11 protein-coding genes are annotated in these 16,754 nt (G+C 72.0%); 6 read left to right on the forward strand and 5 right to left on the reverse strand.

Going from position 1 to position 16,754, the window contains the following annotated elements:
* Positions 1-104 precede the first annotated feature (104 nt).
* The 3 genes from HNR20_RS27990 to HNR20_RS28000 all read left to right on the forward strand — a co-directional run bounded on the left by HNR20_RS27990 (position 105) and on the right by HNR20_RS28000 (position 5,724).
* On the forward strand, positions 105-4,670 hold the full coding sequence (locus HNR20_RS27990; protein ID WP_184185866.1) for a hypothetical protein: 4,566 nt from the start codon (positions 105-107) through the stop codon (positions 4,668-4,670).
* A 91-nt stretch (positions 4,671-4,761) separates the two neighbouring features.
* The gene (locus tag HNR20_RS27995) at positions 4,762-5,262 is read left to right on the forward strand and encodes a hypothetical protein (protein WP_184185869.1); all 501 of its coding nucleotides are present in this window, start codon (positions 4,762-4,764) and stop codon (positions 5,260-5,262) included.
* A 78-nt stretch (positions 5,263-5,340) separates the two neighbouring features.
* Positions 5,341-5,724 (forward strand): hypothetical protein, encoded by a 384-nt coding sequence (locus tag HNR20_RS28000; protein ID WP_184185872.1) that lies wholly within the window; start codon positions 5,341-5,343, stop codon positions 5,722-5,724.
* Position 5,725: 1 nt separating this feature from the next.
* Here HNR20_RS28000 and HNR20_RS28005 read toward each other — a convergent pair whose 3' ends face one another.
* Together HNR20_RS28005 and HNR20_RS28010 are read right to left on the reverse strand one after the other, a co-directional pair.
* Positions 5,726-6,685, reverse strand: a complete 960-nt coding sequence (locus tag HNR20_RS28005; protein WP_184185875.1) for an anti-sigma factor — start codon at positions 6,683-6,685, stop codon at positions 5,726-5,728.
* Complete coding sequence (locus HNR20_RS28010; RefSeq protein ID WP_184185878.1) at positions 6,682-7,320, reverse strand: RNA polymerase sigma factor; 639 nt, start codon at positions 7,318-7,320, stop codon at positions 6,682-6,684. The genes HNR20_RS28005 and HNR20_RS28010 overlap by 4 nt, the downstream gene beginning before the upstream one ends.
* 109 nt (positions 7,321-7,429) lie before the next feature.
* On the opposite strand from HNR20_RS28010, the gene HNR20_RS28015 reads away from it, so the two are divergent.
* The 3 genes from HNR20_RS28015 to HNR20_RS28025 all read left to right on the forward strand — a co-directional run bounded on the left by HNR20_RS28015 (position 7,430) and on the right by HNR20_RS28025 (position 13,677).
* Entirely contained in the window at positions 7,430-11,818 is a 4,389-nt protein-coding gene (locus HNR20_RS28015) for an FtsK/SpoIIIE domain-containing protein (RefSeq protein WP_184185881.1), read from the forward strand.
* The gene (locus HNR20_RS28020) at positions 11,815-12,348 is read left to right on the forward strand and encodes a hypothetical protein (RefSeq protein WP_184185883.1); all 534 of its coding nucleotides are present in this window, start codon (positions 11,815-11,817) and stop codon (positions 12,346-12,348) included. Before HNR20_RS28015 ends, HNR20_RS28020 begins: the two co-directional genes overlap by 4 nt.
* A gap of 69 nt (positions 12,349-12,417) precedes the next feature.
* Positions 12,418-13,677 carry a hypothetical protein gene (locus HNR20_RS28025; RefSeq protein WP_184185886.1) on the forward strand — a complete coding sequence of 420 codons (1,260 nt, stop codon included), beginning with the start codon at positions 12,418-12,420 and terminating at the stop codon, positions 13,675-13,677.
* Positions 13,678-13,700: 23 nt separating this feature from the next.
* Here the strand turns inward: HNR20_RS28025 and HNR20_RS28030 are convergent, their stop codons facing one another.
* The 3 genes from HNR20_RS28030 to HNR20_RS28040 form a co-directional block, all read right to left on the reverse strand.
* Complete coding sequence (locus HNR20_RS28030) at positions 13,701-14,177, reverse strand: heme-degrading domain-containing protein (protein WP_184185889.1); 477 nt, start codon at positions 14,175-14,177, stop codon at positions 13,701-13,703.
* Between the two features lie 42 nt (positions 14,178-14,219).
* Complete coding sequence (locus HNR20_RS28035) at positions 14,220-15,680, reverse strand: SDR family NAD(P)-dependent oxidoreductase (protein WP_184185892.1); 1,461 nt, start codon at positions 15,678-15,680, stop codon at positions 14,220-14,222.
* Positions 15,681-15,833: 153 nt separating this feature from the next.
* Positions 15,834-16,739 (reverse strand): siderophore-interacting protein, encoded by a 906-nt coding sequence (locus tag HNR20_RS28040; RefSeq protein ID WP_184185895.1) that lies wholly within the window; start codon positions 16,737-16,739, stop codon positions 15,834-15,836.
* Between the last annotated feature and the right edge of the window lie 15 nt (positions 16,740-16,754).

Consider the following 16,754-nt stretch of genomic DNA (forward strand, 5'->3'; position numbering starts at 1 on the left):
CCGGCGGCGGTTCCCGAAAACCTGGAGGGAACCGGTTGTGGTGACCACGGCGAACCTCCGCTGTCCGACCCTCGCAGGAGGGCATGCGGGGGAGGGAGCCGACCATGACATACGTCGAGATCGACATCCAGGGTGCGCGGGCACTGGGCCAGGTACTGCGGGACACGGCGACCCGCACCGAAACGGTACGACGACAGACCCTCGCCGCTCTCAAGATCGCCGAGCTCACCGGCCAGGCACCGCTGCAACTGGCACTGGTCCAGGATGGCTTCGCCACCCTTGGCACCGGGATCAACGGCAAGGCGGACCTGGCCGAGCGTTTCACCATCGACCCCCGCGGCACCGCCACCACTCTGGGCGCCACCGAGGCCGACCTGGGCGGCGCACTGTCCACACTGCTGGGCTTCGCCGGTCCCCGCGACCTGCGGGGCATCCTCCTCGGGCTGCCAGGCGCCGGCGCCAACACGGCGTTGGACGCCGCACTCGCCCGCCTGACCCCGCTGCTGCTGCCCGCGCAGCTCGGCGGGCAGCGTCCGGCCCTCACCGACGAACAACTGGCCGCGCTCCTCCCCGATCTTCAGGTGCTGGCGCTCGCCCTCGGTATCGAGCACGTCGGTCCACCGGTACGGCAGGCCGTCGAGCAGGTCGAGGGCCGCGGCTTCCTCGGGTTCTTCCGACGCGCCGTCGAGCCGCGTACCACCGAGGTTTTCTGGCAGGACTTCTGGGCCGACGGCCGCAGCGTGGCCGACGTTCTGGCCGATCCCGGCCGGCTGCTGCAATGGATCAACGGCACCGTCGAACTGGATCACCGGCTCGCCCGAGCGGTGGATCTGCCGCAGCTCGGCGACGTGTTGGCCAGCCATGACTTCGCCACGGCGAACAGCGCGCCGACGGACCTGGCAGCCATGCTCGCCGCAGCCGAGGTGGAATTCGCGGCGATCGCCAACTTCCTTCCCGCGTTCCTGACGGGTCGGACCACGGACCGGCCGGACACGACGCAGCTCGCCCAGACGCTCGCCTTCGCCGCCCGGGTCGGTTGGGTGGACCCGGGCGTGGACGCGGCCACCCCGGAGGCGCGGTTCGAATCCGCCGTGGCCTACCTGCGCGGCAACCGGATGCTGCAGAGCGCCCTGCTCCCCACCGGATTCGAGGGTGACACCGACCCGTTCGCGATCCCGAACGAGGCCGGCATCGCACTCACCGTCGAGTTCGGCCGCGAGTCCGGGGTCGTCACCGACGCGTACGTCGCCGGAATCGCCGAGCTCGCGGGCCAACTGATGAGCGGCGTCGGCGTGGACCTCACCAGCACCACACCGATCGCGCTGACCGAAGCCGCGAAGCAGCGACTCTTCGCGCTCGTGGCCAGCCAGGTCCCGCGGACGCTGGCGCAGTCACCGAGCATCCAGGCCCAGTTCGTCGGTGCGCTCAGCTACCTGGGCGGTGCGGCGGACGGGCCGCAGCTGCGGGAACGGATCGTGCAGGTGGTCGCGGCCTTCCGGACCCTCGCGGTGGTGGGTGGCCCGGCGCTCACCGAACGGGAGCTGACCGCTGTCGTCGGCGGCAACGTCGTGGAGGCGCTCGGCCGTGGCAGGCTGCGGATGCGCACCAAGGACGCGGTCGAGGGCAACCCCGAGTTCCTGATCCTCCTTCGGCAGTGGGGCATTCCCGCGAGCCGCAAGCAGGACGTGGGCAAGTACACGTTCCGCTTCACCTTCGACGCGCTCGGCGTGCTGACCGACGTCAGCCGGAAGAAGAAAAAGAAGAAGGGTCTGCTGTCCCGCATCGTCGACACCGTCAAGTCGGTTGGCAAGGCCATCGTGTCGGCCTGGAAGGACAATCCGTTCAAGGCGATCTTCCAGATTGGCAAGATCGCCCTTGGGGTGGCGAGTCTGGTCGTGCCGGGACTGCAGGCCCTCGGGGTCGCTACGTTGGCGATCAACGCGGCCGAGGCGGTGTCGCATGCCATCGACGGCAACTGGCTGGGGGCGATCGGTGCGGGGCTGTCGGCGTTCACCGCTGGCGCGGACCTGCTGGGTACGGCCGCCGGAGCGGCCAGCCTGGTCGGGCAGAGCGCCGCCGTCGGTGACCTGCTCGACGTCGGAGACACGCTGTCGGTGCTGCGCAACGCCAAGCGGGCGTTCGACATCAGCGCGTCGATCATCCAGGCGACCCGGGCCGACAGCCTTCTCGGAGCCATCAACGCCGGCTTCGGCGCCGCCGCGAGCACACTCGGCAACGGAGGTCAGCTACTCGGCAGCCTCGGCGTCATCGACCAGGGTGTCGCCGGCGACCTGGTGCGGCTGGGAGTGTCGGTACGGGACGCGTCCCGGCTGGTCGCCCCGGCAGCCGGCCTGGTGCAGGCGCTCGACCAGGGCGACCCACTCAGCGCACTTGGCAACGGGCTGTCCGTCGTATCCGCCGGCGCCCTGGCTCTGGCGAACCCCGGCGGCACGCGGCTGTTCGACTTCGACGCGCGGACCCGGGGGGAACTCGCCTCGCTGGGCACCGGCACCGGGATCGTGGGCAATCTGGCCCGCGCCATCGCGGCGGCCGACGCCGGACGTCCAGCCCTCGCCCTGCAGGCGGTCGCGCAGGCTGGGCAGCTCGCCGACCGGACATCGCGAGGCGCGGTGGTCGCCGAACGGGTGGCCGACGTCGGCGTCGTGCTGGAGGGCGTCTTCAACGGCGTGAACCCCGCACTGGCCGCGCCCATCGTCATGCAGCGGCTCGACCGGGTGATCCAGGCCCTCAAACCCTCCAGCCCGGCTGGTCAACCGGCGGCCGATTCGTTCGACCTCGCCGTGGGCGCCCCGGCACCGCTGGTCGCAGCGGCGCCGCTGGTCGCCCCGGCGTCCGCGGTGTCTGGGACGTCGGTGGCGTCCGCGGTGTCTGGGACGTCGGTGGCGTCCGCGGAGAGCGCGGAGACCGTGGTGGACCTGCCGGCGCAGACGCTGGACTCGGCGACGGTGACGTTGGCGGGCGGCTCGGGCGTCGACACGCTGGTCGGCGGCCACGCCGACGACCTGATCCTGGCGCAGGCCACGACCCGGACCGGCGGCGGTACGGAACTGCGGATGCCCGATGGTCGGGTCATCCCGTTGCCGAGCGGCACCCACGTCATTCCTCCGGGCGCGCAGATCGTCACCCCGGACGGCGACGTGTACGGCGGCCCGGGCGGGCTGGTGCCTTCGGACCCCGGCGCCTTCGCCGTGCCGGGCGGCTTCCCCGCCGTGCCGGGACGGATCCTGGTCGTCCCCGAGGACCGCCCTGGACCCCCGACCATCCTCTTCTTCCCCGACAATCCGGACGGCGTGCCGCAGTCGCGACTGGACGGCTCGGAGGGCATCAGGGTTGCCGGCCTCGCCAGCACCGACACGCTGACCGACGGTGACCCGATCGGCCTGATCCCGGCAACGCCTGCACCCCGCGACGGCTCCGACGCGGCGAGCGACCTGCCAGCAGTGCAGCGCGTGGACCTGGACCTACGCGACCCGTTCTTCGAGGTGCCTCGTCCGCCGGCAGCGGAACCGCACCTGTTCGAGCTGCTGTTCCGGCCTCGAGCGGTCGACGAGTCACCGTACGTGTGGGCGGCGTCGGAGAACCCGGCGTTCGTGCCGAACCACATTCTCGACGGCGGCTCGCGGACCACGGACACCATCCTCAACAGCTTCGGCTGGGGGCGGTCGGTCCAGGGGCTCTACGACGGGTCCGAGTCGGTCTACCTCGGGTGGAAGAGCGGCTACGCGTTGAACGACTCCGACGCCGCCCCGGTAGACGGCTTCACAGTCGGCGGATCGCTAGGGCTCAGTGCGCAGTTTGGTCACTACGGCTTCGTCTCCTCCGTGGGCAGTGAGGTGAACTTTGGTCCGCTGCTGCGTGGTGAACTGCCGGATGTCACCAACGACACGTTGGTGGGGTTGAACATCCCGTACCTCGGCGCCATCGGATTCCGCGCCACGAACGACGCGCTGCGCGCCGCCGAGCAGAGCGACTTCTCCGACGGGTTCTCGCTCGGCCCCGGGGCGCTGCTCAGCATGAAGTTCCCCACGCAGGACATCGCCACGCTGTACAACATCGCGGAGATGGCCGGAGTCTCGGTGGACGACGTGCTGAACGCCCGCACCGCGCCGTCGGGCACGATGCTGGCGTTCGACGTACGAGAGCAGTTCGACTGGCCCGGCGACGCCGAGGGTGGGGACCGGCCAGCGACGAACACCGACGACGGGTTGCCGCCGCTCGCGTCGCTGCCGATGCCCTCCGAACTGGCCATGGCCACGAACGCTCACCAGGACGGAGTGCCGCAGTCGCACTTCGACCGGGCGTACGACACGATGGTGGGCCTCAGCGCTCCACCCGGCACCGACGTCACCTTCGACGACGCCATGTGGGAGCAGTTCACGCCCTCGTTCGCCGATGACGCCGGCGTCCCGTCGCTCCTGGGCCCGGCCCTGGACTCGGCGGCTCTCGCCCCCGAGTTGGACTGGTCCGACGCCGCGTTCGACGACTTCACACTCGACAGCTACGACTTCGACGCGGACTCGTTCAACGCGGACTCGTTCAACGCGGATTCATTCAACGTGGATTCATTCGAGATGGACTCATTCGACGTGCCGGAGCCGATGGACATCCCGGACGGATTTTCCGTGGATTTCAGCGGGTCGGAGTGGTGATTCAGGGAACCGGCACGGTGCGCCAGCACGAATGCAAGTGACCGAGGCGACACGGGTCGTCTGGTAGCCAACACACGGAAGGGGAACAGCCATGAACGTCGGAATTCTCGGTGGTGACGTCGCCCAGATCCAGGAGCACGCCAGCGCGTACCAGATCCTCGGTGACAACCTGGTCGCCTGCGGCGGCAACGTGCTGTCGACCACCGACAGCGCCGTCGCCGGCCTGCAGGAGCAGATCAGCAGCGCGCAGGCCTCAGTCGAGTCCGCGCTCCACGCGGTCAGCCAGGAGTCCCGCTCGGTGACCGCGAGCTTCGGTGGCGTCCAGTGGACCGGCGCCAACCGGGCCCAGGCCGAGGAGGTCGGCACGGAGCTCGACGCGCGCGTCAACGAGACGACGGTACGGGTGCAGGAGATCTTCGAGACCTTCCGTGCCGACCTGGCCCGGCTCGGCGGGGAGCTGAACGAGGTTGCCACCCAGTTCAACGCCGTGGCGGGGGCCGCGGGCGAGTCGGCCGCCTCGCTCAGCCAGGCGATGAACTCGCAGGCGCTGCAGCTCGACGAGGTCATGAACACCGGGATCACGCGCGCCTGATCTGCCAACTGACGATCGGTGATGGGCCGCGGCGCAAGCGCCACGGCCCATCACCACATCTCGACAGGAGAATGTGCGATGCCTACCGCCGACGACTATGAGGCCGCCGCCGCCGTCCTCGACACCGCCGCCCAGATGACCGCCACCCTGATCGAGCCGGCGCGCGCGGCGTTGGGCGCGGGTGCGATGGTCGGTGGCCAGATCACCGGCATGGTGACAGACGAGTTGGACGCGGCGGCGGGCATCCTCGACCGCGTGTCTGCCGAGCTGACCCAGCTCGCCGGCACCTGCCGGGAACGAGCTGAGACGTGTCGGCAGGCGCTCGCCGCGGAAGACGCCTACGACACGGCCTATGCCGGCTACCGTGCCGAGTTGGGGGAGTGGCAGGACAACGGCGAGCGTGGGCCCCAGCCGCAGCCGCCGGAGCCGCTGTCGGCCGCGCCCACCTGGGCGAACCGTTGATTCACCGAAGCAGCGACGCCGTCATCACCACGATGCCTGATGGGGTTGGCGGCGCGCCTTCGGCCTGCAGGGTGACCGTCAGGGTCGGGTAGGCCTCGATCTCCACGCCGCTCCACAGCTCGATGGGTATCCCCGTGCGGCGCTCATGGAACGACCCGATCGGCACGCTTCCGCGCGGCCCCTTGAGCCACGCCGCGTAGTAGGAGCCTGGCGCGGCGGCGGGCAACCCGTCCGGTTCGATGACGATGGAACTCCCCGCCGGCGTGTCCACGACGGACACCTCGGCCGTCGAGCCGGGTGCCAGGTCGGTGCCGGTCGCGACGAAGACGTCGGCCCTTGGCGGATCGGGGGCGAGCCACCGGTCGACGCCGAGAACCAGTGCCGTGAAAGCGGCAGCGCCCACAACCGCCACCGGCAGAGCCCAGGTGAGTCGGCCGAACGGAGAGCGCCACCGGCCCGGCTGCCACCAGCCGGCACCACGCCCAGGCCGATCCGGGGACGCGGCCGGCGTCGGCGCCAGCCCCTCGGGCTCTAACGTGGCGGGTCCCGGCGTGGCTGGCGCCGAATCGGTCGGCTCGGCTGCCGTCGGCTCGGGTGCGGCCGGTTCAGGCGCGGCCGGCTTGGCTGCGGCCGGCGCGGCTGCGGCCGGCTTGGCTGCGGCCGGCTTGGCTGCGGTCTGTTCGGCCGCGACGGGCGCGGTTGCGGTCAGTTCGGCTGCGACGGGTTGGGCGCGCGCGCGAGCGAGGATGCTCTCGCGCAGCCCCGGCGGAGGGCCGGACCAGGTCGTCTCGGCACGCAGCTCGGTGAGGAGCGCCCCCACGACCGCAGGAGCGGCCGACTCGGTCTCGTCGGGTGTCACGGCCTCGTCCCGGGACCGTGCCACGAACCGGTCCAGGCGTGCCGCAAGCAGATCGACGAACTGGCCGTCTGTGCCCCCGTCGGCGTTCAGTTCGGTGCTCACGCGTCATCCCTCCCTTCGCCACGCGCCCCCCCGACTGGTGTTCGTTGCCGGGGGGCGGACTGGTTCCCATCGTCCTCTGCCGGGGGCGAGTCCCGGACGTGGGCCAGCAGTTCGGCCAACCTTCGATGCGCCCGGTACGAGCGTGACTTGACTGTACCGAGCGGCAGATTCAGCCGTTCAGAGATCTGGGTGTGGGTGAGGTCGTCGAAGAAGGACAGCCGGATGATCTCGCGTTCGTGATCGGCGAGCTGCCCCAACGCCTCCTGGACGGCCCAGGACAGCCAGGCGCCGTCGAGGTCGGGCGGCTCCACCACCGCGTCCTGTTCCGCCTCGTGGCCACCGCGGGTCGGGCGCAGCTCGCGACGGAGCAGGTCCACCGCGGTGTACCTGGCGATCGTCAACAGCCACGGCCCGAGGTCACGGTCGGGGTCGTAACTGGCCGCCGAGTTCCACGCGCGGATGAACGTCTCCTGCACGGCCTCCTGGGCAAGGTGGTCGGCGTGCGTGACGGTCATGGCCACCGCCCACACCGAGCGGGAGTATCGGTCGTAGACCTCGCCCAGCGCGCTGGCGTCGCCCGTGCGGAATCGCGCCAAAGTGCTGTGCGGCAGTTGTGCTCGAACAGGTCCTGACACGACACTCTCCGCCACGCGTTCACGATACGTGGTTCACCGGATTGTGGGGGGCACGTGAAAAGCGCGCCGCGCGGGGAACCGGCGGCGGGTCGTGGGACGAACCCAGTGCATGACACTCACCGTGAGCGTCCGCGACCAGCGGTCCACCGGCGCGCCCGCCGGCAGGCCCCTCCCTACGGTCGACGTGACGCTGGGCGTGACCGCCGCGGATGCCACCGTGGGGGAGCTTCTCGACATGGTCGTCGGATCGGTCACCGCTCAGGCTGCCGCCGGAGCGGTGACCGTGGACGTCGACGGCACAGTGGTCGCGGCTGAGACGAGGCTGGCCGAGGCGCCACTGTGGTCCGGTTCGGTGCTGACCGTCTCGCCGACGGGCGGCGTCCGGTCGGCGTACGCCGGTGTCGACGGCACCCCGCTGCTGGATCTGAGTCGGGTCGCCGGACCGGACTCGGGCCAGGCGCTGCCGCTGGGCCAGGGCACGTTCGTGCTCGGGCGGTCCCGCGTGGCCGGGCTCGCCCTCGGACCGGTGACCCGGCCGGCGGCACAGATCGAGGTCTCGCCGGACGGTGGCGTCGTCGTCAGCGCCGTCGAGCACTCCAGCGCGGTACGGGTGGACGGACGTGACCTCGACGACGGGGAGAGCCGTGGCGGCGAATTCCTCCGTGTACACGACACCGCGATCAAGCTGACGCCGGTGGTGCCGGAGGTGTCGTCGCGATGGGCCGGGCCGCCGGCTGGCGGAGGTGGGCGGGAGCCGCTCATCCGTACTCCCAGAGTGGCCACCAGCGAGCCGCCCGATTACGTGCCGTTGCCCATGGCCCCGGCCCCCGCGTCCGTACCGGCGCCGCTGTCCTGGCTGCTGTTGATCGCGCCGCTGCCCATCGGCATCGTGATGGCCTTCGTGTTCAGCCCGTTCTTCCTCGTCATGGTCGCGATGACGCCGATGATGGCGCTGGCCCGCTGGATCGAGTCCAAGCACCGGGCCAAGAAGGACGCCCGCCGGATCGTCGCGGAGAACGCGGCAGCCGCTGTGCAGTTCGCCGCCGACCTGGATTCCGCGCGAGCCATCGTCGCCGCGGCCGCCCGCACCGCGTACCCCGGCCTGGCCGCGCTGAGCCGCCGGGCCGCGAACGGTCGATGCCTGTGGGAGGTACGCCCCGGCGACCTCGACGAGTTGCGGGTCGGTGTCGGCGTCGGATCGCGGCCGTGGCGGCCGGACCTCGGTCGGCGCGGCACCGAGGAGTTGGCCGGTCGGCCCGAGTTGCGTGCGGCCTTTCTCGATCGGGCGCGGCTGGTGGACGTGCCGGTCTTCGTCAACCTGCGGGACCGATCCGGTTTCGGTGCGGTAGGCCCGATCACCGGCGCGCGCCGTACCGTGGCGGCGGCCGTGCTGGACCTGGTCACCAGGCACGGGCCGGCGGACCTGACGCTGGTCCTGCTCGCGGAGCCCGGCCGGTTGCGCGCGTGGGACTGGCTGAAGTGGCTGCCCCACCTGGCCACCGACGATGGTGGGCTGCGGGTCGCCACCGACCCGGCCACGGCCGATCAGGTGCTCGCCCCGTTCACCGCCGCCGTCGACCCCCGCGGAAACACCGGTGGGCCGCACGTCGTGGTGATCGTGGACGGTGAGGCGCTGCTCAACGGTCGGGTCGCGGCGCTCTTGGGAAGGCTCGCGCGGGGAACCGGCCGGGCGCTCGTCGTCGCCTCGCGCGCCGACCGGCTGCCGTCGGTGTGCCAGACGTTCCTCGACATGGGAGACGACGGCACCGCCGACCTGACCGACGCGGTGACCGGCGAACGCACGGCCGGCCTGCTCGCGGTGCAGGCGGCGCAGGACGTGTGTGAGCGCACGGCCCGTGCGTTGGCCCGCTGGACCGACCCGGAGCAGGCTGCGGCGGCCGCGCTGCTCCCCGCCCGGGTGCGACTGGTGGACCTGCTACGGGCCGTGGCGGCGGGTCCGCAGGGCCTGAGTCGGCCGGTCGAGGAACTGGACACCGCGACGATCGACGCGTGGTGGCGGCGCGGCACCGACGGGCTGAAGGCGACCATCGGGGTGGCGGAGAGCGGCCCGGTGACCCTGGACCTGCTCGGCGACGGCCCGCACGGCCTGGTGGTGGGCACCACCGGCGCCGGCAAGAGCGAACTGCTTCGCACGCTGGTCGCATCCCTCGCGTGTGTCTATTCTCCGGACGCGCTCACGTTCCTGCTGGTCGACTTCAAGGGCGGCGGGGCGTTCGACGCGTGCGCCGCGATGCCGCACACCGTCGGTCTGGTCACCGACCTCGACGAGCACCTGGCCGCCCGGGCGCTTCGCTGCCTGCGTGCCGAACTGCGCCATCGGGAGCGGCGTCTGCGCGAGGCCGGCGTCAGCGACCTGTCCGACCTGCTGGCGGCGGACCCGCCGCTGCCGCGGCTGCTGATCGTCATCGACGAGTTCGCGACGCTCGCCGTGGAACTACCCGGCTTCCTCTCCGCCCTCGTTGATGTCGCGCAGCGCGGCCGCAGCCTCGGCATCCACCTGCTGCTCGCGACGCAGCGCCCGCAGGGCGTGGTCGACTCCAAGATCCGGGCGAACACCAACCTGCGGGTGGCGCTGCGGGTGCAGGACGACGCCGACTCCCGAGACGTGGTCGGCACACGGCAGGCTGCCGACATCGACCGTCGCCGCCCGGGGCGTGCCTACGTCCGCCTCGGCGCGGGCGAGGTCATCGGTGTGCAGACGGCGCTGGTGTCGGCGGCCGTCACGCAGGCACGGCGGGAGCGCGTCGAGGTGCTGCCGTTCCAGTTGGTCGGCGGGCAGGAGACCGAGCCGACGCCGGGCTCGGCGGAGAGCGGCCCCACCGATCTTGAAACCTTGTTGGGGTCGGTACGGGAGGCGGCCGTGCGCGGCGGCTACGACCAGCCGAGGGTGCCGTGCCCGCCGCCGCTACCGGCGGAGGTCGAGGGGTGGACCCTCAGCGGCGTCGGCGGACCCACCGGCGCGTTGCCGGCGGTGGCGCTCGGGTTGGTGGATCTGCCCGACGAGCAACGGGCGGATGTGTGGTGGTGGTCGCCGGAGGAGAGCGGCACGCTCGTGTTGGGCGCGGACGTGGCGGCGACGAGCGCGGTGCTCGCCAGCGCCTGCCTCGGGCTCGCCCGGTTCCGGAACCCACAGCAACAGCGGATCCTGGTGTTGGCGGGCGTGGGGGGTGACCTCGGCGAGCTGACCGGGCTGCCGCACGTGAGCGCGGTGGTCGGAGTGGACGACAGCGAGCGGCTCGCACGGGTGCTCGACCAGGTCGACGCGGAGATCGTCCATCGACGTGCCAGCGGGGCGGTGGGAGCGGACATCCTGCTCGTGATCGCGGGCTGGGACGCACTCGTGGAGGGCGCCGAGCGGGCCGGGCTCCCCGACGTGGGCGCGCGGCTGGAGAGGGTGCTGCGGGACGGGGCGCCGCTCGGCATCCGGTTGCTCGTCTCGGCCGCCCACGAACGCGGACTGCCGGGACGGGCATTGGCTCAGCTCGGCACGAAACTGTGCCTGCGGATGGCCGACGCGAACTCGTACACCGGGCTTGGGCTTCGGGCCCGGGACGTGCCCGACCTGCGGGGGTTGCGGGCGATCGACCTGTCGACCCGGCATGAGGTCCAGATCGGCCGGTACGGGGAGAGCACCGTGGACGGGTTGGCCGCGGCGGTCGCCAGGGTCGCCGCCGAGCACCCGGACGCGCAGCCCGCGCCCGTGGTGGCGGTGCTGCCGGCGCTGGTGCCGGCCGACGAGGTGCTGCCGTCGTCCACCCTCGTCGGCCAGGTCTGGCGGCTCGGTGTGGGTCGGATCTACCGCGACCTCAGCGTGGCGACCCTGGCACTCGGCCCGGGCATGCACGCCGTGGTGGCGGGCCCGGCGGGCAGCGGTCGAACCACGGCCCTGCGGACGATCGCGGCCGCGGCCAGGTCGAGCGTGCCCGACGCGAACATCGTGGTGCTGGCGGCCGACCCGGCCGCGTGGACGGGGAGCGCGGCCAACGCGGTGATCGGTTCCGTCGCGGAGTTGGCCGGCTGGACGCCAGCCGGGCGGGGGCTGCTGCTGGTCGACGGGATCGAGTCGATGGGCGACGCCGGACCGGGCCTGGACCGGCTGCTGCCGACCCTGTCCGCCGGGGTGCACGTGATCGTGGCGGGCCGGCCGGACGCGTTCCGCGGCATGCAGCCGTGGCAGCGAGCGGTCACCATGTCGCGGACCGGACTGCTCCTTCGTCCCGCTCCGGACGACGGTGAGATGCTGCGGATCCGGCTGCCGCGTGAGGCGCCGCCGCGACCACTGCCCGGACGCGGCTACCTGGTCGAGGCAGGTGGATTCGAGCAGGTGCAGATGGCCATGCCGACAGAGCCGGCACCGTCGGCTCTGCCGACAGAGCCGGCACCGTCGGCTCTGCCGACCGAGTTGGCACCGCCGCCGGGGCCCGCGGTCGCCCCGCTCGCGCTGCCGCTCGGCGTATTCGTCGGAGGGGCGCGATGAAGAACGTCTCCGCGTACGGCGTCGGGCTTTGCCCGACCGCGAGTGGTGTGGTTTTCGCTGTGGTGCGCGATGCCCCGCTACGGCTCGCCTCGGTCGCCGAGGTGCCCGGCGGGCCGGACAACTGGCGTGGGCTGGCCCGCGCGCGCCGCCTACTCGGTCTGCCCCGCTGGTGCTCCGTCTCAGTCGTGACGGGACAGTTCCCCGGTCCGGGTGGGGCGACGCTGGCCCGAGCCAGGCTGGACCTCAACGTGACCTGGGATGCGGCGCAGATGCGCGGCGATCGTCCGTGGGTCGCCCCCCGCGAGCTGCTCATCGACGACCAGCTGACCCTTGCGATGGGCGACGAGGCACACCGGTGGGCGGTCGCGGCGGCACTGGACGCGGTCCGTCCCGCAGACGCGGAGCGTTGCGGTGTCGCACCGGTAGGTAGTGACGGCGGTGGTGGTGCTGCCGAAGAATGGGATGGCGCCGTGGTGTCGACCGGATGGGCCGTGCAGCGGGTCAGCCGGGCACCGGAGCAGAGGGGATAAGCCATGCTTGGTCGTACGCGGGGGACGAGAGATGTCCGGGTCACGGTGGCCGCCGGTGAACGGCGGCCGATGTCACCGAGCCTCCGTTGGCTCATCATGGTGGTGGCCTGGGTCGTCGCGGCGGCAGGGGTGCTGCTGGGCATCCGTCTCGCCACGAATGCCCACGCTGAGGACACCGTGGCGGCGGTGCCGTCCGCCACCGCCCTCGACGCCAACTCGACAAGCTCCACCGCCAGCGCTGACCGGCGTCTGGCCGGGTCGACCAGGCTCGTCGCGCTGGAGCCGACGACGCTGCTCGACTCCCGTAGGCAGGGCGGGTTCGCCAACGGCACCGAGGTGAGCGTGCCCATGCCGCCGTTGCCGGCCGGCACCCGCGACGTCCTGGTCCAGGTGTCGATCCTGGCCGCGACGGGGCCCGGACAGGTCACCCTCGGCTCGGCGGACGAGAAGGTGACCGTGCTGAACGTGGCGAAGGCGAAGACGCAGCAGTCCGCGACCGCGGTGGGACGCCTCTCGGACGACGGCACCCTGCGGGCCGGCGTCACGAGCGGCGGAGACCTGCTGGTACGGCTCGTCGGCGCGTTCGAGCCGGCGGAGCGGTCCGACGTCGGCCGGATCGTGCCGGCAGTACCGACCCAGGTGGTGCGACTCGTGCCCAAGAAGGATGGGAAGCTGACCAGCTTCGCGCTGGCCGACGTGCCGCAACTCGCCACCGCCGGGCCGGTCTCGGCAATCCTGCTGCAGGTCTCCGCGGACGTCGGTGTGCACGGTGGCTTCGTGTCCGCCGGCACGTCGGCGACGGGGCTCAATCAGACCGTCTACTGGTCGGCGACGGCCGGCGGGGACCGCACCCGGGGCGGCCTCCTGTTCGTTCCGGTGTCCGAGGGGAAGGTCTTCCTCAGGTACGAGGCTGGTACCGAACTCCGTGCCGACCTGGTCGGCTACGTGACCGGCGCGGGGGCACCGTTGGAGGTGGCCGGCCTCGTCGTCCCGGCGCCACCGCGAACCCCGGCCACCGCCCCCGTACGCGCCGCCGCGAAGTCCAGTGTGGACGTACCGGTCGGCGTCTCGGGGGGACCGGGCGACGTGCCGGCCGAACGGATCGCGGCGGCCCTGGTGACCGTGACCGCGACCGGCGAGGGTGCCGGGGAGGTCACCGTGCGCCAGCCCGGCACCAGCGACGGGGCGTCCCCGACGCTGATCACCTTGAAGGGCACCGCCCGCAGCGCCTCGATCCTCGTGGCCACCACGGACGCGGCGGTGAGCATCGACAGCGCCGTGGACGCGTCCGTGACCGTGACAGCACGCGCCCTGGTCCTGAGCCGCTAGCCGACGGCGAGCAGCTGACGAGACTAGCGGGGCAGCTTGCGCAGGATGTCGACGACGAAGCGGTGGTCATCGAGCTGCGGAAGCCCGGAGACTCCGACCCAGCCCACCACTCCGGTGCCCCGAACGCGCAGGGGGACCGCGCCGCCGGCCGCCGCGTAGCGGGAGGCTGGCAGACCGAACCGCTCTGCCAACGTCACCTGCTTGTCCTGGCACAACCGGGCCATGTACAGCGACGAGTGCTCGAACCGCATCACCACGCGCCCCTTTCGGCGCAGCCACCCGTCATTGTCCGCCGTCGACCCCGGGAGGCCACAGTGGAACAGCTGGCGTCCAGCCCGCCATACACCGATCGAGACCGGCAGCCGCTGCTCACTCGCGGCGGCGACGGCGAGCATCCCCAGCTCGTACGCGTCCGTCTCGGACAGGCCCGCAAGCTCCAGCTCGGCCTCCTCGCGCAGCAACTCGTCCAGCGTCGGCCACGGGTCACGGTCAGACGTCATGATTCTTCTCCTCGAAACTCGTCGTGCGGGTAGGAGCGCCGATCACCAGGCGCAGGGCGCGTAGTCCTTCAGGAAACAGCCGTACAGGTCCTCACCCAGCTCGCCCCGGACGATCGGGTCGTACACCCGGGCGGCACCGTCGACCAGGTCCAGTGGGGCGTGGAAGCCCTCGTCGGCCAGCCGCATCTTCGTCGGGTGCGGCCGTTCGTCGGTGATCCAGCCCGTGTCGACGCTGGTCATCAGGATGCCGTCGGTCAGCATTTCCTGCGCGCTGGTGCGGGTCAGCATGTTCAGCGCGGCCTTGGCCATGTTCGTGTGCGGGTGCCCGGGGCCCTTGTAACCGCGGCCGAACTGGCCCTCCATCGCCGACACGTTCACCACGTACTTGCGACGGGCCGACGCTGCGGCCATTGCCGGGCGAAGCCGGCTGACCAGCACGAACGGCGCGGTGACGTTGCAGAGCTGCACTTCGAGCAGCTCGACCGGGTCCACCTCCTGCACCCGCTGGACCCAGCTGTTGACCGAGTCGAGGTCCGGCACGAGACCGCCGGCGTCGATGGCCGTGGACGCGGCGATCCGTTCCGGCGAGGCGGAGCCGCTGGTGAGGGCCAGCGCGGTGAGCGCGTGCGGCGTGAGCGCGGTCGACTGCGGCCCGGCGGTCAGGCTGCCGACCGGGCCGCCCTGGCTGTCCGGCTTGGCGAACGTGATCAGCTCCGGCAGCGGACCGTCCGGCAGGGCCGCGGCCTCCGCGGCGATGAGCTGCGCGTACGCCCCGGGGGAGCGGCGGACGGTCTGCGCCGCGTTGTTGATCAGGATGTCGAGGGGACCCTGGCTGCTGACCGAGTCGGCGAGGGCGATCACCTGGGCGGGGTCGCGCAGGTCGATTCCGACGATGCGGAGGCGGTGCAGCCAGTCCCCGCTGTCGGGCATGGCGGCGAACCTGCGGACCGCGTCGTGCGGGAAGCGCGTGGTCACCGTCGTGTGCGCGCCGTCGCGCAGCAGTCGCAGCGCGATGTACATGCCGATCTTCGCCCGGCCACCGGTGAGCAGCGCGCGCCGGCCGGTCAGGTCGGTACGGGCGTCGCGGCGCTCCCGGTTGAGCGCCGCGCAGGACGGGCAGAGCTGGTGGTAGAAGGCGTCCACCTCGCGGTAGCGCTGCTTACAGACGTAGCAACCGCGCGGATTGTGCAGGAACCCGGCCGTCTCGCCCGCCGCGGAGGACGCGAGCGGGATGCCCTGGGTCTCGTCGTCGATCCGCCCCGGGGCGCCGGTGGCGGTGGCCTCCGTCACCGCCCGGTCGGCCGCGAGGATGGCGTCTCGCCGCTCCTCGCGTCGCCGCTGCTTGATCACCTTGTAGAGCCGTGCGGTGGCCCGCTGCACCCGCACCACGTCGGGGTGGTCGGATGGCAGTTCCTCCAACGCCTCGAAGACGCTGAGGCAGGCCTCCAGCCGGTCTCGGTCAATGCCGTCTTGACCGTTTTCGGTAATGTTGTCCACCGTCATGCGTCTGTGTCTCGTCCCGTATCCCGTGCCGGATCCAGCCGGCCCGCCCCAAGTCCGACCCGAAACTGTACGCACCGCGCGGTCGCCGCTGCACCCCGCGTTCGTTGTGCGACGACGCTCAGCGATGGCGCTGGTGGCAGGCAGGGTCCGCGCTCAGTCGGTGTCAGCGCGGCCAAGACGCCAGTAGCCCATGAAGGCCACCGCCCGCCGGTCCAGACCCCGCTCGGCGACCAGGTGTCGGCGCAGGTTACGGATGACGCCGGCTTCCCCGGCCAGCCACGCGTACAGCGGTGCCGCGGCCACCTCGTCGGGCACCTCCCACAGGATGTCGGTGTCGACGTCCACGTCCGGGACCGGCTGGGCGGCAGGCGTCGTGCCTGGGGCCAGCAGTTCCCCCGCAGCGGCGGCGACGGCGGGCACCAGCCGGCTGCCGTACCCGTCGGCGCCCCGGGGCAGCCAGCGGACGTCGATGCCGGGGGGAGCCACCAGTGGCAGCACGTCGTCGGCGTCGGGCACCTCCAGCAACACCATGCCCCGGGCCGTCTGGGGAAGCCGTTCACAGATGGCGCTGATCGCCGGCACGGCCGTCTCGTCCCCAGCCAGCAGCAGGGTTGCCCCCGTCGGCGGGCGGAACTCGACCCCGCCGTGGTCCCCGTCGTAGCCGGCATCCGGTCCGACCATGGCGATCCCGTCGCCGGCGTTCACCCGTCGAGCCCAACGTGTCGCCGGGCCGCTGTCGCCGTGCAGCACGAGGTCGATGTCGACCTCGGCCAGGTGCGGTCGGACCGCCCGCACGGTGTAGGTGCGTATCGGGTTGCGCTGCTCGTCGGGCAGGGCCCGCCACTCCGTGTACCAGTCCTCGCCCTCGGGCAGCCGCGCCCCTTGCTGGTCGGGCAGCGGCAGCGCCAGCTTGATCCGCTGGTCGTAACCGTTGTCGGCGAAGCGGTCGAGGTCTGCCCCGGTGAAGGTCACCCGGGTGAAGGACGGGCTGAGTCGGTGTACCGCGCGGACGGTGACGGTGAACACGCGCCACGGTGCGACGGGCAGGGTCTCGGTCATGGTGCCTCTCTGGGT

The sequence above is a fragment of the Micromonospora parathelypteridis genome (assembly GCF_014201145.1).
Classification (GTDB): domain Bacteria; phylum Actinomycetota; class Actinomycetes; order Mycobacteriales; family Micromonosporaceae; genus Micromonospora; species Micromonospora parathelypteridis.